This window comes from Phreatobacter sp. GW821-FHT04C01, assembly GCF_059420385.1.
Genome location: NZ_JBWKTP010000007.1, coordinates 95,208 through 120,940 on the forward strand (window position 1 = coordinate 95,208; position 25,733 = coordinate 120,940).

Consider the following 25,733-nt stretch of genomic DNA (forward strand, 5'->3'; position numbering starts at 1 on the left):
TGTGGGCGAGGGCGCGCGCATCTTGGCCGCGCGCCGTCGCCAAAACGAAAACGGCCGGGATTGCTCCCGGCCGTTTCGTGTTCAGTGCCGCGTGGAGAGGCGTTCAGCCCTCGGCCTTGCGGTTCCACCAGCCGGCGCGGCGCGGCCCGGTGGGGGCTGCCACCTGCACGGTCTCGACCGGCTCCGGATCAGGCGTGCGGCGGCGCTTCACCGGCTCTTCGACAGCCGCCGGCGCCGCCGGAGCGGCGATCGGGGGAGCGACGGGCGCCGGAGGCGCGATGGGCGCCGCGACCGGCGCGGCCGGGGGCGGTGCGACCGGGGCCGGCTCGGGAGCCGCGACAGCGGCTTCGACGACCGGTTCGGCGGCAGGCGTGCGCCGGCGCCTGGCCGGCGTCGCCGGGGCGGGGGTGCCATCACCCTCCGCCGCAGCGCCCGCGGCCTCGGTGGCCGCCTGGGCCGCCGGGGTGCGCCGGCGACGGGCCGGTTTGGCCGGAGCCGCTTCGGTGGTCGCGGTTTCGCTTTCCGCGACGGCGGCCGGCTCCTCGCCGGCCGCGGCGGCCTCCTTGGCTGCGGCTGCCGCCGCTGCCTTGCCACGGGGCGCGCGACCGCGGCGCCCGGCATGCTTGACCTCGCCGGTCTCGGCCACCGGATCCGCCGCCACGGCCGGGGCCTCGACGACATCCGCTTCGGCGACCACTTCGACGGTCTCGGTCGCAGCCACGGCTTCGGTTTCGCCCTCGGCCACGAAGCCCGGCTCGTCCTCGCGCCGGTTGCGACGTCCGCCACGGCGGCCACGGCGGCGGCGGCGGCCCTCGGCGCTCGCGTCGTCACCGGCCGCGCCGTCCAGGCCCTGCTCCTCGGCTCCGGTTTCCTCGTCGGCCTCATCGGCCTCGTCGGCGCCCTGGTCGTCATCGGCATGGCCGGCGTCCTGCTGGCGCTCGGCACCGAACTCGTCGCGACCACCGTCCTCGCGGCCTTCGCCGCCGCGACCGCGCCGACGACGGCGCCGGCGCTTGCGGCGCTTCTCGCCGTTCTCGCTCTCGTCACGCTCGGCCCGGGCCTCGCCGGCATGCTCGCGCGGTTCGCGCGGCTCGGCGCCGGCTTCGGTCTCGGCTTCCACCTCGACCTCGACCTCATCGTCTTCTTCGATCTCGTCCTCGATCAGGTCGTCGGGGTCGACCGGCAAGGGCGCGATCACCGGCGGCCGGTAGGCGGTCTCATGGGTATGGACCTGCGCGCCCTTCTCGATGGCGAACATGTGCTGGCCGCTCACCGTCTCGTCGGCGGTGATGTCGACGCTGACGCGGAACCGGCTTTCCAGTTCGTGCAGATGCGCGCGCTTGTTGTTGAGCACGTAGAGCGCCACCGCCGTGCGGGTCCGCACGATGACGTCATACATGGCCGAGCGCAGCAGCTGCTCCTCGACCGAGCGCAGGAGATGCAGCGCGACGGAGGAGACCGAGCGGACATGGCCGGTGCCGCCGCAGGTGGCGCAAACCTCGGTCGAGCTTTCCAGCACGCCGGTGCGGATGCGCTGGCGGCTCATTTCCAGGAGGCCGAAATGCGAGATGCGGCCGACCTGAATGCGCGCCCGGTCGTTCTTCAGCGCATCCTTCATGCGCTTCTCGACCGCCCGGTTGTTGCGGTTCTCGTCCATGTCGATGAAGTCGACGACGATCAGGCCCGCCAGGTCGCGCAAGCGGAGCTGGCGCGCCACCTCGTCGGCGGCCTCCGAATTGGTGCGCAGCGCCGTGTCCTCGATATTGTGCTCACGGGTCGAGCGGCCCGAGTTCACGTCGATGGCGACCAGCGCTTCCGTCGGGTTGATGACGATATAGCCGCCGGATTTGAGCTGCACGGTGTTGGAGAACATCGCGTCGAGCTGGGCCTCGACGCCCGAGCGGGCGAACAATGGCTGCGGCTCGCGGTAGGGCTTCACGTTCTTGGCATGGCTCGGCATGAGCATGCGCATGAAGTCCTTGGCTTCCTTATAGCCGTCCTCGCCGGCGACCAGGACCTCTTCGATGTCCTTGTTGTAGAGGTCGCGGATGGAGCGCTTGATCAGCGAACCTTCCTCATAGACCAGCGTCGGCGCGTTCGACTTCAAGGTTTCCTCGCGCACCGTCTCCCACATGCGCAGGAGATATTCGAAGTCGCGCTTGACCTCGGTCTTGGTGCGGTTGGCACCGGCGGTACGCAGGATCACGCCCATGCCATCGGGCACTTCCAGGTCGCCGGCGATCGACTTCAGCCGCTTGCGGTCGGCCGCATTGGTGATCTTGCGGGAAATGCCGCCGCCACGCGCGGTGTTGGGCATCAGCACCGAATAGCGGCCGGCCAGCGACAGATAGGTGGTCAGCGCCGCGCCCTTGTTGCCGCGCTCTTCCTTGACGACCTGCACCAGCATGACCTGCCGGCGCTTGATCACTTCCTGGATCTTGTACTGCTTGCGCGGCCGGAAGGTGCGGTCCGGCATGTCCTCATAGGCATCGCCCGCGCCGACCGATTCGACCACGTCCTCTTCCGCCGGGGCCTCCTCGACATGACCGTCGCCGGAGTCCTCGCCGCCGCGCGCCTCGTGCTTTTCGGCCTTGGAGCCGTCCTGGGCCTCGTCGCCGTGGGCCTCGTCGCCGTGATGCTCGTCGTCGTGACGCTGATCGTCGTGATGCTCGTCGCCGTGCTCGCCGTGATGATCGTCGTCGTGATGGTCGTCGTCGTGATGATCGTCCTGGCCCCGGGCTTGCGCCTCGGCGCCGTCTTCGTCGACCTCGGCGTCGCCGGTCACGGCGTCGGATGTCCTGGCTTCGGCCGCCTCGTTGCGCGGCCGCGGGCCGCCCCGCCGGCGCCGCCGCCGGCCGCCGTCGCGCCCGCCGTCCTTGCCGCCGCGGCCGCCGCGTTCGCCCCGGCCGCCTTCCTCGTCGTCGTCGTCGCGATGCGAGCGGGCCTCTTCGGCCAGCAGCGCCTCGCGGTCGGCGACCGGGATCTGGTAATAGTCGGGATGGATTTCCGAGAAGGCCAGGAAGCCGTGCCGGTTGCCGCCATATTCGATGAAGGCGGCCTGTAGCGACGGTTCGACCCGCGTTACCTTGGCGAGATAGATATTGCCGCGCAGCTGCTTGCGGGATTGGCTTTCGAAATCGAATTCCTCGACACGATTACCACGGACCACCACAACCCGGGTTTCTTCCGGGTGGGCGGCGTCGATGAGCATCTTGTTGGCCATCGGATGAGCTCTTGAAGTTTACGGCGGCCGCGAGCGCCGGCCCGGTCGGGCCCCGCTCTGCAGAAAGTGCCAGGGCGGCGCCGTGAAGGCGCCGGCGCACGGCCGTCAATGCGGTGGAAGGGGAGGGTGCAAGCCTGGTCGCAATGCCGACGGCGGGGCCAGCGGATGAGCGGGCGATCATGAGATCCCCCGTCCGCCTGTAGCCCGGCAGTGCCGTCGATCCCGACATGGACGAGACCCTTTCGAAGTGCGACGCGGCCCCGGACGGGGCGCGGCTAAGGGTGACACGGCAGCGGCTCGCCGAAGACGGCGCCACGCGCGGGGGTCAGGGAGCGCTCGGATCGGGGCCACGGAATGAAACCTTCGGCTGCCTTCGATCGACACGCCGCTCCATACCCGCATGACCGTGTCATGACCTATGTAGCGGCGGAAGTGTGACCTTGGCAAGCGTAGCCGTCATACAATCCGTGAGGCTGGCCGTCAGGTCAGCACGACCACCGGCGTACCGATCCTGGCGCGGTCGTGCAGATCGATAATGTCGTGGTTGAACAAGCGGATGCAGCCGGACGACACGGCCTGGCCGATGGAGGAGGGCACATTGGTGCCGTGCAGGCGGTACATGGTGTCCCGGCTGCCGCGATAAAGGTAGAGGGCGCGCGCGCCGAGCGGGTTGGCGATGCCGCCGGCCATGCCGCCTGCATAACGCGCGTTGCGCGGGTCGTAGGCGATCATATGGGCGGTGGGTGTCCAGTTCGGCCAGGAGCCCTTGCGGCCGACGGTGGCGCGGCCGTGCCAGAGCGCGCCCTGGCGGCCGACGCCGACGCCGTAGCGGATCGCCCGGCCATTGCCGAGCACATAATAGAGGTGCCGCTGGCTCGGGATCACCACGATCGTGCCGGCGCTCTCGCGGGTGGCATAGGCCACTTCCTGGCGCAGGAAGCGCGGGTCGACGCCCGACGTGTCCATGGCCGGCAAGGTGACGCCGGCATCCTGGCGCCCGGCATAGGAACCGATGGAGCCGCCGCCGCCGGTGACGCAGCCGGTAAGCACCGCGGGCGCCGCCATCAGGAACAGCCGGCGCGACATCGCGCTTGCATTGGCGCCGGTATCGGCGGGGGCCTGGTCGCCGGGAGCGGCATTGTCTGCTGGATGGCTCATGATCGGGGCGCTCGGCTGAGGGGGGGGGGGTGAATCGTCGGAATTAACCGTGCGCGGTCATTGGCTTGGCTGCTGTTCACGACTTCGTGAACTGACCCGCGCCGATCGTCTTCATGGCGGTTCTGTGGCCAAATTCCCACACATTCGGGGGGGCGCTCCGATGCCGGCGCGGGCCGTGCCCGGCCCGCGGCCGCCACTGATTCACCTTACCTGCAAGGGAAGGTGTCCTGGCTCTGTCGTGTCTTTCCGGTAACGCTCAGCGGCCGGCCGCCCCGTCATCCTTAACGAGCGATTAACCCGGGCGGTCCTATGGGTTATCTCATCCTGGCGGTTCCTTGCTGGTCGTTCCGGCATCGCCGCGTCCGACCCACGAGGGGCCATGGCCGGTTCCCGCCTTCTCGCCATCCTGTTGGCCGCGACGCTGATCGCGGGCGTCGGCGCGCGCGCGCAAACGGCGGATGGCGCGCAGCGTGCGGACCAGAGCGAGCCGGTCTCGACTGGAGCCATCACCTCGGCCGCCGCCAATGCCCGCGACGCCGGCGCCGGCGAGGCACGGTCCAATGCGGCGCGTTCGGTCCTGCCCGCGGTGGTCTCGGCCGCGCGCCTGACCGGCGACGGCAACCGCACCAGGCTGTCGTTCGAGCTCACCCGCGCCATCGAAATCCGCGCCTTCGCGCTCGCCGATCCCTATCGGGTGATCGTCGACCTCGACGAGGTCAATTTCCAGATCGGCGGCCCGGCGGGCCATGGTCCCGCGCGGCCCGCGGCGCCTGCCGCGGGGCAGACGACGGGCGGCGGCGGGCGTGGCCTGATCCAGGCCTATCGTTACGGCCTGTTCGCGCCGGGCAAGTCACGCGTGGTGGTCGACCTGACCGGGCCGGTGCTGATCGAGCGCGCCCAGATGGTGGAAGGCCGCGACGGCGAGCCGCCGCAGGTCGTGCTCGAACTGGTGCGCACCGATGCCGACGGTTTTCGCCGCGCCCAGAACGAGCGGGCAACCTCCAATCTCGCCCGCCGCGGCGATCGCCAAAGCGTCGGGCCGCGCGTCTCGGCCCACGGCGCGACGCCCGACGGTCCGCCGGTGGTGATCATCGATCCGGGACATGGCGGTGTCGACCCCGGCGCGGTCGCCGCCTCGGGGGAAGAGGAAAAGACCATCATCCTGGATTTCGCCCGGGTGCTGCGCGACAAGCTCAAGGCCACCGGCCGCTACCGCGTGGTGATGACCCGCGACCGCGACATCTTCATTCCGCTCGGCGACCGGGTGCGCATCGCGCGCGAGCATAACGGTGCCCTTTTCGTCTCGGTCCATGCCGATTCGATCAGCGGTGCCCAGGACAATGCCCGCGGCGTCACCGTCTACACCTTGTCGGACCGGGCATCGGATGCCGATTCGGCGAGGCTCGCCGAACGCGAAAACAAGGCCGACGCGATCGCCGGGCTGGATCTGTCGGACGAACCCTCGGAGATCGCCGACATCCTGATCGACCTGACGCGCCGCGAGACGCGCATGTTCTCGGCCAATTTTGCCCGCACGCTCGCCGGCGAGATGCGCCACGCCACCCGCATGCACCGCTTGCCCCTGAGGTCGGCCGGCTTTCAGGTGCTGCGCGCCCACGATATCCCCTCGGTGCTGGTCGAGCTCGGCTTCGTCTCCAGCGCCAAGGACGTCGAAATGCTCACCTCCGCCATCTGGCGCGACCGGACCGCCGATTCCGTCACCCGGGCGATCGATCAGTTTTTTGCCGGCCGTGCCGCCGCGCGGCCCGCCGCGCAGCGATGAACTTGACTGGCGCGGCCCGCCGCGCAGCGATGAACCTGACTGGGGCGGCCCGCCGCGCAGCGATGAACTTGACTGGCGCGGCGCGGCGCATGGGGTTAAAGAGGCGCGGTCACGTCCGGGTCACATCCGCGCCACAGTCGCGGGGCATCGGTCGATCGGAAGCCTCGCAGCGGCATTCGCGCCTGTCAGGGGCGAGGCGACGTGGTATGATTTGAGGCAGTCAGGACAGGGCACCCCCGGCCCAGGTTCCTTCGCGGCGGTACCACGGGGACGAGAGGCGCTGCCCGTCGGGCACGAAATGACCGGATGAAACTTATTCTCCGATTCTTCGGCTGGGCGTTCGGCCTCGGCACCGTGGCCTTCCTGCTGGGAGCGGCCGGTGTCGCCATCTATATCGTGACGGTCACCAAGGAACTGCCCGACTATAACACGCTGCGCAATTACGAGCCGCCGATCATGAGCCGGGTCCACGCCTCGGACGGGCAGCTGATGGCCGAATATGCCCGCGAGCGCCGGCTCTACCTGCCGATCCAGGCGGTGCCGAAACTGGTGGTCCAGGCCTTCCTCTCGGCGGAAGACAAGAACTTCTATTCCCATAACGGCATCGACGTGATGGGCATCGCGCGTGCTGCCTTGACCAATTTCAACAATCGCGGCTCGGGCCGGCGGCCGCAGGGCGCCTCCACCATCACCCAGCAGGTGGCGAAGAACTTCCTCTTGTCGGGCGAGCAGACGGTCGATCGCAAGATCCGCGAAGCGCTGATCGCCATGCGCATGGAATCGGCCTTCACCAAGGACCAGATCCTCGAGCTCTATCTGAACGAGATCTATCTCGGCTTCGTCATGCCGGGTTACGGCGCCTATGGCATCGCCGCCGCCGCGCTCGTCTATTTCGACAAGTCGGTGCACGAACTCACCTTGGCCGAGGCGGCCTATCTCGCGGCCCTGCCGAAGAGCCCGACCCAGCTGCATCCGTTCCGCAACCGCGACCGCGCGATCGAGCGGCGCAACTACGTCATCGGCCGCATGGTCGAGGACGGCATCGTGACGGCCGAGGAAGGCGAGGCGGCCAAGAGGTCGCCGCTGACCATCAATCCGCGCTCGCCGCGCCAGCAGACCTTCGCCGCCGACTATTTCGCCGAGGAAGTGCGCCGCGAGATGGCCGATCGCTTCGGCGAGAAGAAGCTCCTGGAAGGCGGCCTGTCGATCCGCACGACGCTCGACCCGAAGCTGCAGGCCGCCGCCCGCCAGATCCTGAGCGCCGGCCTCATTCGTTATGACGAGGCGCGCGGTTTCCGCGGCCCGGTGACCCGCATCGAGGACACCCGCGGCGACTGGGGCGTCAAGCTCGCCGAGATCCGCGCCATCAGCGATGTCGGCTGGAAGCTGGCGGTGGTGCTCGATACCCAGGCCGATACCGCGCGCATCGGCCTCCAGCCGGGCCGCGACCAGGCCGGCGTGGTGGTGGCGGCGCGCCAGATCGGCGTGGTCACCGGCGACGGTGTCCGCTGGACCCGCCGCGCGGTCAACCGCGCGCTCAATCCCGGCGACGTCGTTTATGTCGAGCCGATCAGCGGCCGCGACGGCCAGTTCCGCCTGCGCCAGGTGCCGGAAGTGTCCGGCGGCCTGGTCGCCATGGATCCCTATACCGGCCGCGTGCTGGCCATGGTCGGCGGCTTCTCCTTCGACCAGAGCCAGTTCAACCGGGCGACGCAGGCGCGTCGCCAGCCGGGCTCGTCGTTCAAGCCCTTCGTTTATGCCGCCGCGCTCGACAACGGCTATACGCCGTCGACCGTGGTGCTCGACGCGCCTTTCGAACTCGCCCAGTCGGACGGTTCGGTCTGGCGGCCGGAAAACTATTCCGGCCGGTTCTACGGGCCGCAGACGCTGCGCTTCGGCATCGAGCAGTCGCGTAACGTCATGACCGTCCGGCTGGCCAATGATGTCGGCATGCCCTTGATCGCCGAATATGCCAAGCGTTTCGGCATTTATGACGACATGCAGCCGGTGCTCTCCATGGCGCTCGGCGCCGGCGAAACCACGCTGATGCGCATGGTCACCGGCTATTCGATGTTCGCCAATGGCGGCCGGCGCATCCGGGCGACCCTGATCGACCGGATCCAGGACCGCACCGGCCACACGATTTTCCGTCATGACGACCGCCAGTGCCAGGGCTGCACCGCCGAGCGCTGGACCCGTCAGGACGAACCGATCCTGATCGACCGGCGCGAGCAGGTGCTCGATCCGATGACCGCCTATCAGATCACCTCGATGATGGAGGGCGTGGTCCAGCGCGGCACCGGCGCCGTGGTCCGCGAGCTCGGCAAGCCGATCGCCGGCAAGACCGGCACCACCAACGAAGAAAAGGACGCCTGGTTCGTCGGCTTTTCGCCCGATCTCGCCGTCGGCATCTATATTGGCTACGACACGCCGAAGCCGATGGGGCATGGGTCCACCGGTGGCGTCATGGCGGCGCCCATCTTCCGCGACTTCATGCGGACCGCGCTCGCCGACCGGCCGGCCGTGCCGTTCCGCGTGCCGACCGGCATCAAGCTGATCCGCATCGACCCGCGCTCGGGCATGCGCGCCGGCTCGGGCGCCGGCAACGCCATTCTCGAGGCCTTCAAGCCGGGCACCGCGCCGCCCGACTCCTACCAGCTGATCAATCCCTTCGACGCAGCATCGAACGGCGGCGGCCCGCGCCGTGGCCCGTCGTCGGAGACCAACCGGGCGATCTCGACGGGCACCGGCGGATTGTATTGAGGGGGAGAACCGAGCCCTCTCCCGGTCGGTTGCCGGGTGAGGGCAAATTCACTCTGACGTCGGTTCGTTCTTCGTCGCCGATGCGCGATCCGAGATCATCTTAAGTCGAGCCAGTGCCGGCGCCGGTTGACGCATGATCTCGCTATTGGTGAATCGGACAACCTCGAAGCCGTGATATCGAATGGTGTCGGAACGCTCTGCGTCATATTCGGCCAGGGCTTCGTGCTGTCGACCGTCGATCTCGACCCCGATCCCTGCGTCGATGCAGCGAAAATCGACGACATGACGGTCGATCGGCATCTGCGGCTTGAATTTGTCGCCACCAAATCGGCGATTGCTCAGCTCCTCCCAGAGAAAGTCCTCAGGCCTGGTCGCCTCACGGCGAAGCTTCCTCGCCTCGCCCACGTCTTCGTGGGAGAGGGGGGCGCGGAAGCGGCCGGGTGAAGGTGGTCGGGTCGGTCCCATCGGTGCATTCCCGCTGGAAACGATGATTTCGCCCCCCGACGCCGCTCCGGCGGCTTTTTTCACAAAGTGGGAGTCCGTGCGGCAGGTGAGAAGACAGCCTGCGCCGCGCTGACCTAAGCCTCGCCCACCTGCCGGGGAGCGGTGGGACGAGGGACAGGGCAGCACAGACGTGGGTTTCCGGCAAAGGAGATTGCGGGCGGCGCGGCGCAAGGCGGGCCCCATGGCGGAGGCCGGCCGCGTGCTCGGTCCGCTGGCGCTCGCCGCCGGTTCGGCCGTGCTTCTCGGCGCGGCGCCGGCCTCGGCGCAGACCATCGGCGGCCGGGGCGGTTCGGGGGCGGCGGGTAATAGCGACAGCTACTACGACGGAGCCATGACCACCGGGGGAGCGGGCGGCGCGCTCGGCCTGGCGGGGGGCACCGGCAATGGCGGCAATGTCTACAATCCCGCCCCCCAGGTTCTCTTTTTGGGCAGCGGCGGCGGTGGCGGCGGCGGGGCTGGCGGAGGCATTGGCGGCACGGGCGGCACCACCAATGCCGGACAACCGAGCCCAGGTTCCCCTGATGTCGTCATTCCCGGGGGCACGGCCGGCAATGCCGGCGGCGACAGTTTCCAATTCGCGCCCGGCGGTGGCGGCGGCGGCAATGGCGGAGCCCATGGCACGGTCATCTCCAGCGGCACGACGACGATCGGCGGCGCCGCGGCCGGCAATGGCGGCAATGGCGGCAGGGGCGGCAACATCACCGCGAGCAGCGCCGTCTACGGAGCCTTGGGCGGCGGCGGCGGCGGTGGTGGCGGCGCCGGCGGCTATGGCGTTGTCGGCAGCGGCGGCGCCGTCATTACCTCGACCGGTCTCGTGCAAGGCGGCAATGGCGGCGCAGGCGGGGCCGGCGGCAACGGCTCGAACTCGGCTGCGGGTGCGCAGACCCGGACCGTCGGCGGCAATGGCGGCGATGGCGGCGACGGCGGCATCGGCGTCCAGGGCTCCGGCTTCACCTTCATCAACCAGGGCACCGTGCAGGGTGGCAATGGCGGGGCGGGAGGTGCTGCGGGCAGCGGCCAGTCGCCGACCATCATCGCCTCGGGTGGCGCCGGGGGCGAAGGCGGCGAAGGTATTTACGGCTCCAACCTCACCATCATCACGTCGGGCGCGATCAATGGCGGCTCGGGGGCGAGCGGGCAGGCCAATGCCATCACATTTACCAGCGGCAACAATGCGCTGGAGCTCAGGAGCGGCTATTCGTTCTCGGGTCGGGTCGCCGGCGACGGCAATGACCAGCTCCGGCTCGGAGGAACCACCAACGCGCAGTTCAACGCCAGCCAGATCGGCTCGCAATTCACCGGGTTCAGCTCGGTCGCGGTCAACGGTAGCGCGACCTGGTCGGTTTACGGCAGCAGTTCGCAGGCCTGGTCGGTCAGTGCCGGCGGCGGGCTGCAGACCACGACCGGCAATACGCTGTCACTGACCAGCACGCTCAACAATGGCGGCACGGTGACCACGCAGGCGTCGAGCTCACTCTCGGTCACCGGCATCACCACCAATAGCGGCTCGATCCAGAATGCCGGCTCGTTTTCCGGGCGTATCGCCAATAGCGGCACCGTCACCAATACCGGGACGATGAACTCCCAGGTCAATTCCAACAGCGGCACGATCACCAATTCGCTGGGCACCTGGACCGGCAACATCCTGGGCAATACCGGAACGATCACCAATGAAACCGGCCAGACCTGGATCGGCAATGCCAGCAACAGCACGGGCGGCACGCTCGACAACCGCGGCACGCTGCAAGGGACGGTGACGAACAGCGGCACCTTCCTCAACAGCGGCACGACGACTGGATCGCTGTCCCAGAGCGCCGGGTCCACCACCAATAGCGGCACGCTCGGCGGCGGCGTCAGCATCACCGGCGGCAGCTTCAACCAATCGGTGGGAACGGTCACCGGCGGCCTGACCAATGCGGGTACGGTCAACGCCAATGGCGGCGCCATCAACGGCGCGATTTCGAACAATGCCGGCGGCACGTTTAATGTCGGCGGCACGGTGACCAGCGACAGCACCTTCACCAATGCTTCCGGCGCGACGCTCGCGGTTGGCGCGACCGGCAATTATACGGTGACCGGTCTCATCACCAATAACGGCATCACCACGGTCGCTTCCGGCGGCGTTTTGACCGGCAATGCCGGCATCAGGAATGCCGGCACGCTCACGTCAAGCGGCACGGTGGCCGGTGGGTTGACCAATACCGGCACGGTTTATGCCAATGGCGGCGCCATCAACGGCGCCATCGCCAACAATGCCGGCGGCACGTTTAATGTCGGCGGCACGGTGACCAGCAATTCGACCTTCACCAATGCCACCGGGGCGACGCTGGCGGTCAATAGCGCCGGCAATTACACGGTGACCGGGGTCCTCACCAATGCCGGCACGGTGACGGTCGCTTCCGGCGGCTCGCTCACCGGCAGCGCCGGCATCGGCAATTCCGGTTCGCTCACGTCAAGCGGCACAGTATCGGGCGGCCTGACCAATACCGGTACCGTCATCGCCAATGGTGGGGCGATCAACGGCGCCATCGCCAACAATGCCGGCACCTTCACCGTCGGCGGCACGGTGACCAGCAATGCGACCTTCACCAATGCCACCGGAGCGACGCTCGCGGTCAATAGCGCCGGCAACTACACGGTGACCGGGCTCATCTCCAATGCCGGCACGGTGACGGTCGCTTCCGGCGGCTCGCTCACCGGCAGCGCCGGCATCAGCAATTCGGGTTCGTTCACGTCAAGCGGCACGGTGGCCGGCGGCCTGACCAATACCGGTACGGTTTACGCCAATGGCGGCGCCATCAACGGCGCCATCGCCAACAATGCCGGCACCTTCACCGTCGGCGGCACGGTGACCAGCAATTCGACCTTCACCAATGCCTCCGGTGCGACGCTCGCGGTCAATGGCGCCGGCAACTACACGGTGACCGGGCTCATCTCCAATGCCGGCACGGTGACGGTCGCTTCCGGCGGCTCGCTCACTGGCAGCGCCGGCATCAGCAATTCGGGTTCGCTGATCTCGAGCGGCACGGTCGCCGGCGGGCTGACCAATACCGGTACGGTTTATGCCAATGGCGGCGCCATCAACGGCGCCATTGCCAACAATTCCGGCGGCACCTTCACCGTCGGCGGCACGGTGACCAGCAATTCGACCTTCACCAATGCCACCGGGGCGACGCTGGCGGTCAATAGCGCCGGCAATTACACGGTGACCGGGCTCATCTCCAATGCCGGTTCGATGACGGTTGCTTCCGGCGGCTCGCTCACCGGCAGCGCCGGCATCAGCAATTCGGGTTCATTGACCACCAGCGGCACGCTGGCCGGCGGGCTGACCAATACCGGCACCGTCATTGCCAATGGCGGCGCCATCAACGGGGCGATCGTCAACAGCGCGAGCTTCACCGTCGGCGGCACGGTGACCAGCGCCAATGGCTTCACCAACAATGCCTTGGGCACGCTGACCATCGATGCCGGCGGCCATTACACGATCGGCTCGCTCACCAATGCCGGCACGGTGGTCAATAACGGCACGCTGATCGACGATCTCGACAATTCCGGCAGCTTCACCAACAACCTGACCACCAACGCCATCGTCAACACCAATACCGGCACCATCACCAACAGTGCCACCGGCAGCTGGACCGGGCAGGTGACCAGCAATGCCAACATCATCACCAATGCCGGTTCCTGGAGCGGCGACATCCTGGCCAATTCCGGCGTCGTCACCAACCAGGCCGGCGCCAGCTGGGCCGGCAATGCCACGAACGGCACCGGCACGCTGACCAATTCCGGCACCTGGACCGGCACGATCGCCAATGCCGGAACCTTCGACAACAAGGCCGGCGGCACGGTGTCCGGGCTTGTCACCAACACGGCGGGCACCACGACCAATGCCGGTGAGCTCAATGGCGGTGCCACGGTCAGCGGCGGCACGCTGATCAATGACAACCTGGTGGTCGGAACGGTGACCGTCTCGGGCACCGGCACGGTCACCAACACTGCGACGATCACGGGCACGGTGTCGAACGCTGCCACCTTCAACAACAATGCCGGCGGCACGGTGTCCGGCCTGCTCACCAACACGGCGGGCACCACGACGAATGCCGGTGAGCTCAATGGCGGCGCCACTGTCAGCGGCGGCACGCTGATCAACAACAACCTGGTGGTCGGAGCGGTGACCGTCTCGGGCACCGGCACGGTCACCAACAACGCGACGATCACGGGCACGGTGTCGAACGCTGCGACCTTCAACAACAATGCCGGCGGCACGGTGTCCGGCCTGCTCACCAACACGGCAGGCACGACCACCAATGCCGGTCAGCTCAATGGCGGTGCCACAGTCAGCGGCGGCACGCTGATCAACAGCAACCTGATCGTCGGAGCGGTGACCATCTCGGGTACCGGCACGCTCACCAACAACGCGACGATCACGGGCGTGGTGTCGAACGCTGCGACCTTCAACAACAATGCCGGCGGCACGGTGTCCGGCCTGCTCACCAACACGGCCGGCACCATGACGAATGCCGGTCAGCTCAATGGCGGCGCGACGGTCAGCGGCGGCACGCTGATCAACAACAACCTGGTGGTCGGAACAGTGACCATCTCGGGCACCGGCACGGTCACCAACAACGCCACGATCACGGGCGCGGTGTCGAATGCCGCGACTTTCGACAACAAGGCCGGCGGCACGGTCTCGGGCCTGCTCACCAACACGGCCGGCACGACCACCAATGCCGGTCAGCTCAATGGCGGTGCCACGGTCTCCGGCGGCACGCTGATCAACAACAACCTGGTGGTCGGAGCGGTGACTGTCTCGGGCACCGGCACGGTCACCAACAACGCCACGATCACGGGCACGGTGTCGAACGCTGCGACTTTCGACAACAAGGCCGGCGGCACGGTCTCGGGGCTGCTCACCAACACGGCGGGCACCGCCAGCAATGCCGGTGAGCTCAATGGCGGCGCGACGGTCAGCGGCGGCACGCTGATCAACAACAACCTGGTGGTCGGAACAGTGACCGTCTCGGGCACCGGCACGGTCACCAACAACGCCACGATCACGGGCGTGGTGTCGAATGCCGCCACCTTCGACAACAAGGCCGGCGGCACGGTCTCCGGCCTGCTCACCAACACGGCCGGCATGACCACCAATGCCGGTCAGCTCAATGGCGGCGTCAGCATTGCCGGCGGCAGTTTCACCCAGACGGCCGGATCGGTGACCGGCGGCCTGACCAATTCCGGCACGGTCTACGCCAATGGCGGGGCAATCAACGGGGCGATCGTCAACAGCGCGAGCTTCGCCGTCGGCGGCACGGTGACCAGCGCCAATGGCTTCACCAACAATGCCTTGGGCACGCTGACCATCGATGCCGGCGGCCATTACACGATCGGCTCGCTCAGCAATGCCGGCACGGTGGTCAATAACGGCACGCTGATCGGCGATCTCGACAATTCCGGCGGCTTCACCAACACCCTGACCACCAAGGCCATCGTCAACAGCAATACCGGCACCATCACCAATGCCGCGACCGGCAGCTGGACCGGGCAGGTGACCAGCAATGCCCATGTCATCGGCAATGCCGGTTCCTGGACCGGCGACATCCTGGCCAATTCCGGCGCCATCACCAACCAGGCCGGCGCCACCTGGGCCGGCAATGCCACGAACGGCACCGGCACCTTGACCAATTCCGGCACCTGGACCGGCTCGATCGCCAATGCCGGAACCTTCGACAACAAGGCCGGCGGCACGGTCTCCGGGCTTGTCACCAACACGGCCGGCACGATCACCAATGCCGGTGCGCTCAACGGCGGCGTCAGCGTCACCGGCGGCAGCTTCACCCAGACCGGCGGGCAGGTGACCGGCGGGCTGACCAATACGGCAATGGTCTATGCCAATGGCGGGGCGATCAACGGCGCCATCGCCAACAATGCCGGCACCTTTACCGTCGGCGGCACGGTCACCAGCAATTCCACCTTCACCAACAAAGCGGGGGCGACCCTCGCGATCGGTGCGGCCGGTGACTACACGGTGAGCGGGCTCGTCACCAATGCCGGCACGCTCACGGTCGCCTCGGGCGGGCTGCTGACCGGCAGCTCGGGCATCGCCAACACAGGCACACTCACCTCAAGCGGGACCCTGGCCGGAGGCCTGACCAATAGCGGTACGGTCACCGCCAATGGCGGGGCGATCGACGGTGTCATCGTCAATTCCAGCCTGTTCGCCGTGGCCGGCACGGTGACCAGCAATGACGGCTTCACCAATGAAGCGGGCGCCAGGCTCTCGGTCGCGGCCGGCGCGAGCTACAGCATGACCGGCAGGCTCGCGACGAATGGCCTCGTGGCAGTGGACGGCGTCCTGGTGTCGGCCGGCGGCATCGATGTCAATGCCGGCGGCATCGTGGGCGGTACCGGCACGCTGGCCGCCACGCGGATCAATGCAGGCGGGCTGCTGTCGCCGGGCAATTCGATCGGAACCATCACGATCTCGGGCAATCTGAGCATCGCCCCCGGCGGCGGTTACAAGGTCGAGGTATCGCCGATCGCCGCTGACCGGACCAACGTCACCGGCGCGGCGAGCCTCGCCGGCACGGTCACCTTCCTGCCGCAGGCCGGTTCCTACACGGTCAGCAAGCGATACCTCATTCTCAATGCCGCGGGCGGCCTATCGGGCACGTTCGAGATTGCCGATTTCACCACCGGCTTCGGCCTGGCGATCAAGCCCAAGGTCGTCTACGAGGCCAATAACGTCTATCTCGAGCTCGCCCCCAATTCCATCTCGCCCTTCCTGGCCGGCGGTGGCGCGGGCAATCCGCGCCAAGTGGCAGGCGCGATCGATGCCGCTTTCGCCGCCGGCATCGCGCCGGCGCCGTTTCTCGGCCTGTTCAACCTGTCGCCGGCCGGTCTTGCGCGAGGGCTGTCGCAGCTGTCCGGCGAGATCGGCGCAAGCGCGGCGGTGGCTGGCGCGCAGGACATGGCGCAGTTTCTCGACCTGATGCTCGACCCGTCGCTGCAGAGCCGGGGCGAGGGCGCCGCGCAGGGCGCGCCGGCTCTCGCGCTGTCCCTTGACGGGCTGCCGACCCGGCCGGGCATGGCGACCGTCCAGGCGAGCCTTCCGGCCGGCGCCACACCGCTGGAGGGGCCGGCGGACCGGCGCTGGACGAGCTGGGGTATGGCCTATGGCCAGGCCGGGTCCTTTGCCGGCAATCCCGCGCGCAGCACCTCCGATCTCAGCGCCCGCACGGCCGGCGTCGCCGCCGGCGCCGACTATCGCTTCGACGCCACCGTGCTCGGCTTCGCCATTTCCGGCGCTTTGCTGAACTATGGCCTCGCCGGCGGCCTCGGCTCCGGCCAGGGCGAGGCCTTCAAGGCGGGGCTCTATGGCTCGACGCGGCTCGGCGCCGGTTATCTCTCGGCCTCCGCGGCCTATGGCTTTTATGCGCTGTCGACCCGCCGCACCGTGCCGCTGCTCGGCGTCGCCGGCGACCTGAACGGCCATTTCGGCGCCCATAGCTTCGCCGGGCGGGTCGAGGCCGGCTCCCGCCTCGCGCTCGGCCCGGCGGTCGGCCTCACGCCTTTCGCGGCATTCCAGGCGCAGGCCCTGCGCATGCCGCGCTATGGCGAAACCGGCACGCAGGGCGCGGGCGCCTTCACGCTGAGCTACGACGCACGCACCTTCACCAGCATCAATACCGAACTCGGCCTGCGCTTCGATGCGCGCCTGGCGTTGACGGATCAGTCCATCCTGCTCCTGCGCGGCCATCTCGGCTGGCGCCATGAATTCGCCGGCACGACCGCGCTCGGCGCGCGTTTCGACAGCCTGCCGGTCACCGGCTTCACCGTGAGCGGCACCGCCTTGCCGCGCGACGTCCTGATCACCTCGCTCGGGGCCGATTGGCGTTTCGCCCATGGTTGGTCGGCGCGCGCCAAGTTTTCCGGCGAGTTCTCGCGCAGCTCCACCTCCTATGGCGCAAGCGGCACGCTGAGCTATTCCTGGTGATCGGCTGACGGTATCGACCCTCTCCCACGCCTTCGTCTACCGGATGCACACACCTTTCAGAGGGCCTGAATGCGTCTTTCTTCGGGATTTCGCGCCGGAACCACCAATCTTTACCTCTCCCCGGCGGGGAGAGGTCGGCCGCATAGCGAGTGCGAACGCATCTCGCGTTCGCTCGATGCTATGAGGCCGGGAGAGGGCGATTTGTAGTTTCAGAACAAGGCGTTCCGCGTTTCATGTGGTGACCTCTCGTCAAGCGCCTCGCCCCCTCTCCCGACCACTCGCTACGCTCGCAATCGACCTCTCCCCGCCGGGGAGAGGTATGAGCAATGGTTCCGGCGCGAACCTCGAAGCTCGGAAAGACGTCGCCTAACGCACTGAAAGGACGCAGATTTCTGTGTTGTGTGAATCCGGTAGACGCCTTCGTGGGAAAGGGTTTATGTGCGCCCCCCTTTCCTCACTCCGCCTTCGGCTCGCGCAGCAGGTGGTAGAGGATGATGCAGCCGAAGGTCGCGGTGCCGATGCCGTCGAGGGTGAAGCCGGCCAGCGTCAGCTTGAAATTGCCGGCGCCCAGCACCAGCGCCACTGCGACCGTGATCAGGTTGCGGCCATTGGAGAAGTCGACCTTGTTCTCGACCCAGATGCGGCCGGCGGTGGCGGCGATCAGGCCGAACACGACAATGGCGAGGCCGCCGAGGACCGGGCCGGGAATGGTCAGGATCAGCGCGCCGAATTTCGGCGAGAAGCCGAGCAGGATGGCGATCAGGGCGGCGGCCACGAACATCAGGGTCGAGAAGATCCGGGTCACCGCCATGACGCCCATGTTTTCGGCATAGGTGGTCACGCCGGTGCCGCCCGAGGATCCCGACAGCATGGTGGCGATGCCGTCGCCGATGAAGGCGCGGCCGATATAGGGGTCGAGATTGCGGCCGGTCATCGCCGCGATGCCCTTGAGGTGGCCGAGATTCTCCGCAACCAGGATGATCGCCACCGGCGCGATCAGCACCATGGCCCGGGCGTCGAACACGGGCGAGGCGAATTTGGGCATGCCGATCCAGGCGGCCTGGCCGACCGCGGAGAAATCGACCGGTGCGCCCATGCCGAAGCCGTTGGCCAGCACGAGATAGACGAGATAGCCGAACAGCGCGCCGATGAGGATCGGCAGCCGGCGCCAGAGGCCAGGCGCGTGCACGGCCGTCAGGCCCACCGCCAGCACCGTCACCAGCGCGATGAAACGGGCAAAGCCCGAACCGTCGGGATTGCCGGGGCCGGCGCCGGAGGCGCTGCTGATGGCGATCGGCGCCAGCACCAGGCCGATGGCGGCGACGATCGCGCCGGTCACCACCGGCGGCATGACCTTTTCGACCCAGGCATGGCCGATGCCCATGACGATCAGGCCGATGACCGTATAGACCGCGCCGGCGGCGATGATGCCACCCAGCGCCAGGCCGATATTCGGATTGGGGCCGCCGGCCACGGTCGCAGCGGTCGCCGCCAGCACCGGGCCGATAAAGGCGAAGGACGAGCCGAGATAGCTCGGCACCCGGCCGCCGGTGATGACGAAGAAGATCAGCGTAGCGATGCCGGAGAACAGGATCGCCAGATTGGGGTCGAAGCCCATCAGGATCGGCGCCAGCACGGTCGAGCCGAACATGGCCACCACGTGCTGCAGGCCGACGACGACGGTCTGGCCGGCCGGCAGCCGCTCGTCCGGCATGATGGTGCCGGAGCTCTTCTCGGTCCACTTGGGAAAATAGCCGTCCGCCATGATGTGCTCCCCCTCTTGGCATCGGGCCGGCTTCCTGGAAGCGCGCCCGCCGCGCGCAGCTAACCGCGCTGGTGGGTGGGAAAACAGGGAGGGAAAGCCGCAATCCACCGGAAAGGCGGGCCGCGGATGGAAAAAGCGACGTCGCCGGTACCGCTTCACCCACACGGCCGGCGCTTCGGCAGGCTGCGACACCGTCCGGTCACGCCGGCGCGGCATGTTGCGATCAGCGGCGCGGTTGCCGATTCTGGTATGATCAGGACCGGTCACGCGGCGCCGGCCCCGATTTCGCCGCGGCATCATCAAGGGAGCCCGATGCCATGGGATCGCAGCAAGGTGCGCGACGGCTCAGCCTGATCGGCGCGCCGGTCGAGGAGGGGGCGGGCCAGCCGGGTGCGGTCATGGGACCGGCCGGCCTGCGCACCGCCGGCCTGGTGGGCGCGCTGCGCGAACTCGGCCACGACGTCGAGGATCGCGGCGATCTCCGCCTGCCGGCCGATCTGCCGGAGGTTCAGCTCGGCGCCGGCCGGGCCAAGAACCTCGAGCGCATCGCCGCCTGGTCGCGTGCGATCGCCCGGGAAACCGAGACCGCGCTGGCGGGCGGCAAGCTGCCGATCGTCATGGGCGGCGACCACTCGCTCTCCATGGGCTCGGTCAGCGGCGTGGCGCGCCACTGGCGGGCCGGGGGCCGGCCGCTTTTCGTGCTCTGGCTCGACGCCCATGCCGATTTCAACACGCCGGAGACCTCGCCCTCGGGCAATATGCACGGCATGTCGGCGGCCTTCCTGTGCGGCGAGCCGGGGCTCGAAAGCCTGCTCGGCGACGCGCCGCGCGTGCTGCTCGACCCGAAAAATCTTCACCTCTTCGGCATCCGCTCGGTCGATCGGGCCGAGCGGGCGCTGCTCAGGGCGCGCGGCATCGATGTCGTCGACATGCGCCTGCTCGACGAATTCGGCGCGTCGGTGCTGATCCGGAGGATCATCGACCGGGTCAAGGCGGCCGGCGGCGTGCTGCATGTCAGCCTCGACGTCGACTTTCTCGATCCCTCGCTGGCGCCCGGTGTCGGCACCACCGTGCCGGGCGGCGCCACTTATCGCGAGGCCCATCTGGTGATGGAATTGCTACACGACAGCGGCCTGGTCGGCTCGCTCGACGTGGTCGAGCTCAATCCCTTTCTCGACGAGCGCGGCAAGAGCGCGCTGCTGCTGGTCGACCTGGTGGCGAGCCTGTTCGGCCGGCACGTGATCGATCGCGGGCCGTGAGCCGGATCCGGCTCAGGCCGCGCTCGGCGTCATCGCCGGCGGCCAGCTATGGGCTTCCGCCTTGCGCCCGGAAGCCCAGGCATAAAGCGCGTCATAGATGACGAAGCCGTGTTTCAGCACCTCGTGGTCGTCGGGCGTCACGTCCCGGAGGCCCATCGAGATCGCCAAAAGCCCGGCCGATTGCGGCGTCAGGTCATGCCGGCCGGTATCGGCGCCGCGCACGATCGCGGCAATGCTGACGATCGCCGGATCGCGTTCCAGCCCGTGCTTCGACACGAAGGTATCGAAGCTGCAGCCCTCGCCGACATGGGTATAGGCGACGCCGGGCACGTCATAAGGCGTCGCCCCGGTCTCGGCTGCCACCCGCATCACCTGATCGGGTGGCGTGAACAGGAATTCTGGCTCGCTGTCGATGAACCGGGCGATCAGCCAGGGACAGGCAATCCGGTCGATGACCGGGCGTTCGCGTGTGACCCATTTCATGATCTCATCTCCTCTGGTCTGACGTCAGCGGGACGGTGGGCGCGCCGAGGGCGTGCCAGGCGGCGATGCCGCCGGAGAGGGCGTATGCGTCGACACCGCGCCGGCGCAGTTCGGCGACGGCATCGCCGCTGACCTGGAAACCGTAGAGGCAATAGACGATGACCGGCTTGTCCTTCGGCACCGCGTCGGCCCAGCCGGCGATCGCCTCCGGCGCCCGGATCAGCGCGCCCGGCACCATGTCATGGCGCTTGGCCATGTCGTCCGCGAGGCAGACATCGAGCACGACGATGTCGTCCCGTCGGTCCAGACGGGCCTTGAGGTCCTCGGCCGCGACACCGCAGCCGGCAGGATCGGGAAGCGGCGACCAGCCATCCCCGCGCGCGATCACACGCCCGTGGCGGATGCCGACGCGCTCCCAATGGATGTTTTTCATGAAGGCATCGACGTAAGCCCCGGCCTTGGCGCCGAAATCGATGTGATAGGCGTGCTCGTACATGTCCAACGCCAGGATCGGCACGCCGCCGGCCAGGCAGTTGGTGTGGTCCGCCGCCCATTGGATCATCAGCCGGCCGTGGCGTTCCGACCAGGTGAGCAAGGTCCAGCCGGAACCGCCGGCCTGCGCCTTGGCGACCGCCGTGAACTGGCCGCGCCAGGCGGCGATACTGCCGAAATCGCGTTCGAGTGCCGCGGCGAGATCGTCCTTCGCGTCGCCGGAACCGCCGAGTCCGTCGAAATAGATCTCGTGCAGGATCGCCGAATTGGCGGCGACCAGTTCCTCGCGCTTCAGGCCGTTGACGTCGAAGACCGGAGCGGCGGCCCAGTCGGTTTCGCCGAGCCGGCGTTCGATGGCGTTCAGGCGCCTGACGGCGCCGCCGTAATTGTTTTCGTAGTGGCTCGCCAGCAGCCGTTCGGACAGGCCGTCGAGCCGTGGCGGCTTGAAGGGCAGGGGCATGATCCGATGCGTCATCGCATCCTCGCCTGGCTATGGGACAAAGCCCGAGAGGCGGAGAACGTTACGCCTGAATCTATAGTGATACAACTGTTGCAAATATAGAATCGAGTGATACGATGTGCACATGAGCTCAGAGCCGACAGGGATGGAGCCGCGCTGGCTCCTGCTGATCCACCAATTGCCGACCAAACCGGCCTATTTCCGCGTCAAGATCTGGCGCCGGCTGCAAAGCCTCGGCGCCGTCGCGGTCAAGAGCACGGTCTATGCGCTGCCCGCCAATGCCGAGACCCAGGAGGATTTCGAATGGCTCCTGAAGGAAATCGTCGATGGCGGCGGCGAGGCCATGCTGTGCGAGGCGCGGCTGATCGACGGCCTGTCGGATGCCCAGGTCCGGGCGCTGTTCGATGCTGCGCGTGACGCCGATTACGGCGAGATCGCCAAGGACGCACGCGACCTCACCCTGGCGCTCGACGCGCTGGCGCGCGAGGGCAGGGCGGAGGCCGAGAAGAGCACGGAGACGCGCTCGCAGATCAACCGCCTGCGCAAACGGCTCACCGAGCTCGTGACGATCGATTTTTTCGCCGCCACCGGCCGCCTGGCGGTCGAGGCGATGCTGGCCGGGCTCGAGGCCCGGCTCACGGAGGACCAGACCATGACCGGGCACCCGTCGAGCGCGGCCGAGCCCATCGCGGAACTGAAGGGCCGGACCTGGGTGACGCGCCGCGACATTCATGTCGACCGTATCGCCTGCAGCTGGCTGATCCGCCGCTTCATCGACCCGCAGGCCGTCATCCGCTTCGTCCCGGGCAAGGGCCATATCCCGAAGCCGGACGAACTACGCTTCGACATGTTCGAGGGCGAGATCACCCATGAAGGTGACCGCTGCAGTTTCGAAGTCCTGCTCGGCCGCACCGGCATCGTCGATCCCGCCTTGCAGGCGATCGCCGAGATCGTCCACGACATTGATCTCAAGGACAGCAAATTCGGCCATGACGAGACGTCGGGCATTGCGAGCCTGATCGCCGGCATTGCCGCGGCTCATGCCGACGACGGCCAGCGGATCGTCCAGGGCACCGCGGTGTTCGACAATCTTCATCAGTATTTTCGCGGCAAGCGCGGCTGACGAAAGAGGACCAGGCCATGACCAATGCCGAGGGCGTCGCCGCGAAGCCAGTCGGGACATCCGGCCTCGCCGCGGAAGGTCTGCCCGGCCACGGTATCGCTTTCGGCGAAGCCGTGCGGGTCTGGGCGCGGGTGGCTCTCCTCAGTTTCGGCGGCCCGGCCGGCCAGATCGCGGTGATGCACCGGATCATCGTCGAGGAGAAGCGCTGGATCGGCGAGACCCGCTTCCTGCACGCGCTCAACTATTGCACCTTGCTGCCGGGCCCGGAGGCGCAGCAGCTCGCCATCTATATCGGCTGGCTCCTGCACAAGACCAAGGGCGGCCTGGTGGCCGGCATCCTGTTCGTCCTGCCCGGCGTCGTCGCCATCATGGCGCTCAGCTGGATCTACGCGCTTTTCGGCAATGCCGGACTGGTTCAGGCCTTGTTCTTCGGCCTGAAGGCCGCGGTGCTCGCCGTGGTCCTCGAGGCGGTCCTGCGGATCGGCCGGCGGGCCTTGAGGAACAATGTCATGGTCGGGCTCGCCGCCGCGGCATTCATCGCGTTGTTTTTCTTTCAGGTGCCGTTCCCGCTGGTCATCCTGGTCGCCGGCCTGATCGGCTTCGTCGGCGGCAGGGCGGCCTGGGCTCCCTTCATCGCCGCCAACGGCCATGGCAAAGTCGGCGGCAGGCAGGTCGCCGATGCCGATACCGCGCTCGGCGAAGGCGTTCCCGACCATGCCCGGCCGCCGGTCAGCTGGTCTCTGAAGATCGCCGGAGCCTTTCTCGTCCTGTGGTTCGTGCCGGTGCTCGGGCTCCTGGCGCTGCTCGGTTCCGGCAATGTCTTCGCCGAGATCGCGGTCTTCTTCTCCAAGATGGCGGTGGTCACCTTCGGCGGCGCCTATGCGGTGCTCGCCTATGTCGCCCAGCAGGCGGTCGACCACTATGGCTGGCTGAGGCCCGGCGAGATGCTGGATGGCCTGGGCATGGCCGAGACGACGCCCGGTCCGCTGATCATGGTCACCCAGTTCGTCGGTTTCATGGGTGCCTACCGGGCGCCGGGGGCGCTGCATCCGCTGGTAGCGGGCACCCTTGGCGGCCTGCTCACCACCTGGGTCACCTTCGTGCCGTGCTTCCTCTGGATCTTCCTGGGGGCGCCCTTTGTCGAGACGTTGCGTGGCAACAAGGCCCTGTCCGCGGCGCTGTCGACCATCACCGCGGCGGTGGTCGGCGTGATCCTCAATCTGGCGGTCTGGTTCGCCCTCCACGTGCTGTTCGGGCAATTGCGCGAGATCAGGGGATTGGGCATGGCGGTCGAGGTGCCCGTGCTGACGTCGGTCAACGTCCCGTCGCTGGTCCTGACCATCGGCGCCCTTCTGGCGGTGTTTCGTTTCAAGGTCGGCATGATCCCGGTGCTCGCGGCATGCTCGGCGCTCGGCGTGCTCTACGGGCTGGTCACGGGGGCGGTCTAGCTCCTGGCGAGGCGGCACCACATGTACTGATGATCAGCCCTGCCGTGGGAGATCGTCATGCGGCCGTCCAGCTCCGATCTGATCGCCACCGAAGCCAGGCTCGGCGCCCACAATTACCAGCCGCTGGACGTCGTGCTGGCGCGCGGCGAGGGGGTCTATGTCTTCGACGTCGACGGCGTCAGGTATCTCGACTGCCTGTCGGCCTATTCCGCGGTCAACCAGGGCCATTGCCATCCGAAGATCCTGAAGGCCATGGTCGAGCAGGCGGAAAAGCTGACGCTCACCTCGCGCGCCTTCCGCAACGACCAGTTGGCTCTGTTCTACGAGGAGCTCGCGGCGCTCACCGGCTCGCACAAGATCCTGCCGATGAACAGCGGCGCCGAGGCGGTCGAAACCGCCATCAAGGCGGTGCGCAAATGGGGCTCGGAGGTGAAGGGCGTGCCGGAGGGCTCCGCCGAGATCATCGTCTGCGCCAACAATTTCCACGGCCGGACCATCGGCATTGTCGGCTTCTCGACCGACCCGACGGCCCGCGGCGGCTTCGGTCCTTTTGCCCCCGGCTTCCGGATCATCCCGTTCGGCGATGCCGAAGCATTGGCGGCCGCGATCAATCCGAACACGGTCGGTTTCCTGGTCGAGCCGATCCAGGGCGAAGCCGGCGTGATCATTCCGCCATCGGGCTATTTCCGCCAGGTGCGCGAACTCTGCACCAACAATGACGTCGTGCTGATCCTGGACGAGATCCAGACCGGGCTCGGCCGTACCGGCAAGCTCCTGGCCGAGCAGCACGAGGCCATCGAGGCCGACGTCACACTGATCGGCAAGGCATTGTCCGGTGGCTTCTACCCGGTTTCGGCGGTGCTCTCCAATTCCGCCGTGCTCGGCGTCCTGAAGCCCGGCCAGCACGGCTCGACCTTCGGCGGCAATCCGCTCGCCTGCGCGGTGGCGCGCGCCGCGGTCAAGGTCCTGGTCGAGGAGGGCATGATCGACAACGCCGCCGTGCAGGGCGCCTATCTCCAGGCGGGGCTCGCCGATATCCGCTCCAACGTCGTGCGCGAGGTGCGCGGCCGCGGCCTGATGCTGGCGGTCGAGCTCAACCCGGATGCCGGCGGCGCGCATCGCTTCTGCGACATGCTGAGGCAACGCGGCGTGCTCGCCAAGGACACCCATCGCGACACGATCCGCATCGCGCCGCCGCTGATCATCACCCGCGATCAGGCGGACTGGGCGCTCGAACAGTTCGCCGCCGTGCTGACCACGGCGACCTGACCGATGCCGG

13 protein-coding genes are annotated in these 25,733 nt (G+C 67.9%); 7 read left to right on the forward strand and 6 right to left on the reverse strand.

The features are described 5' to 3' along the window. Positions 1 to 103: 103 nt before the first annotated feature. Both AC07WJ_RS24540 and AC07WJ_RS24545 read right to left on the reverse strand, forming a co-directional pair. The gene (locus AC07WJ_RS24540; RefSeq protein WP_494937297.1) at positions 104 to 3,223 is read right to left on the reverse strand and encodes an Rne/Rng family ribonuclease; all 3,120 of its coding nucleotides are present in this window, start codon (positions 3,221 to 3,223) and stop codon (positions 104 to 106) included. A 480-nt stretch (positions 3,224 to 3,703) separates the two neighbouring features. Next, entirely contained in the window at positions 3,704 to 4,309 is a 606-nt protein-coding gene (locus AC07WJ_RS24545; RefSeq protein WP_494937539.1) for a L,D-transpeptidase, read from the reverse strand. 451 nt (positions 4,310 to 4,760) lie between these two features. Between AC07WJ_RS24545 and AC07WJ_RS24550 the strand changes: the two genes are divergently transcribed. Both AC07WJ_RS24550 and AC07WJ_RS24555 read left to right on the forward strand, forming a co-directional pair. Beyond that, entirely contained in the window at positions 4,761 to 6,164 is a 1,404-nt protein-coding gene (locus AC07WJ_RS24550) for an N-acetylmuramoyl-L-alanine amidase (RefSeq protein ID WP_494937298.1), read from the forward strand. Between the two features lie 306 nt (positions 6,165 to 6,470). Next, positions 6,471 to 8,927 carry a penicillin-binding protein 1A gene (locus AC07WJ_RS24555; RefSeq protein WP_494937299.1) on the forward strand — a complete coding sequence of 819 codons (2,457 nt, stop codon included), beginning with the start codon at positions 6,471 to 6,473 and terminating at the stop codon, positions 8,925 to 8,927. A 48-nt stretch (positions 8,928 to 8,975) separates the two neighbouring features. Here the strand turns inward: AC07WJ_RS24555 and AC07WJ_RS24560 are convergent, their stop codons facing one another. Beyond that, complete coding sequence (locus AC07WJ_RS24560) at positions 8,976 to 9,455, reverse strand: endonuclease domain-containing protein (protein WP_494937300.1); 480 nt, start codon at positions 9,453 to 9,455, stop codon at positions 8,976 to 8,978. 157 nt (positions 9,456 to 9,612) lie between these two features. Here AC07WJ_RS24560 and AC07WJ_RS24565 point away from each other — a divergent pair, with 157 nt between their 5' ends. Continuing rightward, positions 9,613 to 17,424 carry a hypothetical protein gene (locus AC07WJ_RS24565; RefSeq protein WP_494937301.1) on the forward strand — a complete coding sequence of 2,604 codons (7,812 nt, stop codon included), beginning with the start codon at positions 9,613 to 9,615 and terminating at the stop codon, positions 17,422 to 17,424. Positions 17,425 to 17,878: 454 nt separating this feature from the next. Here AC07WJ_RS24565 and AC07WJ_RS24570 read toward each other — a convergent pair whose 3' ends face one another. After that, positions 17,879 to 19,189, reverse strand: coding sequence for a solute carrier family 23 protein (locus tag AC07WJ_RS24570; protein ID WP_494937302.1), 1,311 nt, complete (start codon positions 19,187 to 19,189; stop codon positions 17,879 to 17,881). Positions 19,190 to 19,506: 317 nt separating this feature from the next. Here AC07WJ_RS24570 and rocF point away from each other — a divergent pair, with 317 nt between their 5' ends. Further along, a complete protein-coding gene (rocF, locus tag AC07WJ_RS24575) occupies positions 19,507 to 20,448 on the forward strand; it encodes an arginase (protein ID WP_494937303.1) in 942 nt (313 codons plus the stop codon). Between the two features lie 12 nt (positions 20,449 to 20,460). Here rocF and AC07WJ_RS24580 read toward each other — a convergent pair whose 3' ends face one another. Both AC07WJ_RS24580 and AC07WJ_RS24585 read right to left on the reverse strand, forming a co-directional pair. Continuing rightward, complete coding sequence (locus tag AC07WJ_RS24580) at positions 20,461 to 20,931, reverse strand: chromate resistance protein ChrB domain-containing protein (protein WP_494937304.1); 471 nt, start codon at positions 20,929 to 20,931, stop codon at positions 20,461 to 20,463. Between the two features lie 4 nt (positions 20,932 to 20,935). Beyond that, positions 20,936 to 21,898, reverse strand: coding sequence for a Fe-Mn family superoxide dismutase (locus AC07WJ_RS24585; RefSeq protein ID WP_494937305.1), 963 nt, complete (start codon positions 21,896 to 21,898; stop codon positions 20,936 to 20,938). Between the two features lie 109 nt (positions 21,899 to 22,007). Between AC07WJ_RS24585 and AC07WJ_RS24590 the strand changes: the two genes are divergently transcribed. From AC07WJ_RS24590 to rocD, 3 genes are read left to right on the forward strand one after another with little or no spacing between them, the layout of a single operon-like run. Then, positions 22,008 to 23,006, forward strand: a complete 999-nt coding sequence (locus tag AC07WJ_RS24590; protein ID WP_494937306.1) for a chromate resistance protein ChrB domain-containing protein — start codon at positions 22,008 to 22,010, stop codon at positions 23,004 to 23,006. A 17-nt stretch (positions 23,007 to 23,023) separates the two neighbouring features. Continuing rightward, the gene (gene chrA, locus AC07WJ_RS24595; protein WP_494937307.1) at positions 23,024 to 24,454 is read left to right on the forward strand and encodes a chromate efflux transporter; all 1,431 of its coding nucleotides are present in this window, start codon (positions 23,024 to 23,026) and stop codon (positions 24,452 to 24,454) included. A gap of 57 nt (positions 24,455 to 24,511) precedes the next feature. Next, a complete protein-coding gene (gene rocD, locus AC07WJ_RS24600; RefSeq protein WP_494937308.1) occupies positions 24,512 to 25,723 on the forward strand; it encodes an ornithine--oxo-acid transaminase in 1,212 nt (403 codons plus the stop codon). Positions 25,724 to 25,733: the final 10 nt, after the last annotated feature.

Coding starts and splice junctions, on each gene's coding strand:
- AC07WJ_RS24540 (WP_494937297.1), bottom strand. CDS start 3,223: ATGGCCAACAAGATGCTCATCGACGCCGCCCACCCGGAAGAAACCCGG.
- AC07WJ_RS24585 (WP_494937305.1), bottom strand. CDS start 21,898: ATGACGCATCGGATCATGCCCCTGCCCTTCAAGCCGCCACGGCTCGAC.
- AC07WJ_RS24565 (WP_494937301.1), top strand. CDS start 9,613: ATGGCGGAGGCCGGCCGCGTGCTCGGTCCGCTGGCGCTCGCCGCCGGT.
- rocF (WP_494937303.1), top strand. CDS start 19,507: ATGGGATCGCAGCAAGGTGCGCGACGGCTCAGCCTGATCGGCGCGCCG.
- rocD (WP_494937308.1), top strand. CDS start 24,512: ATGCGGCCGTCCAGCTCCGATCTGATCGCCACCGAAGCCAGGCTCGGC.
- AC07WJ_RS24580 (WP_494937304.1), bottom strand. CDS start 20,931: ATGAAATGGGTCACACGCGAACGCCCGGTCATCGACCGGATTGCCTGT.
- chrA (WP_494937307.1), top strand. CDS start 23,024: ATGACCAATGCCGAGGGCGTCGCCGCGAAGCCAGTCGGGACATCCGGC.
- AC07WJ_RS24550 (WP_494937298.1), top strand. CDS start 4,761: ATGGCCGGTTCCCGCCTTCTCGCCATCCTGTTGGCCGCGACGCTGATC.
- AC07WJ_RS24590 (WP_494937306.1), top strand. CDS start 22,008: ATGAGCTCAGAGCCGACAGGGATGGAGCCGCGCTGGCTCCTGCTGATC.
- AC07WJ_RS24545 (WP_494937539.1), bottom strand. CDS start 4,309: ATGTCGCGCCGGCTGTTCCTGATGGCGGCGCCCGCGGTGCTTACCGGC.
- AC07WJ_RS24555 (WP_494937299.1), top strand. CDS start 6,471: ATGAAACTTATTCTCCGATTCTTCGGCTGGGCGTTCGGCCTCGGCACC.
- AC07WJ_RS24570 (WP_494937302.1), bottom strand. CDS start 19,189: ATGGCGGACGGCTATTTTCCCAAGTGGACCGAGAAGAGCTCCGGCACC.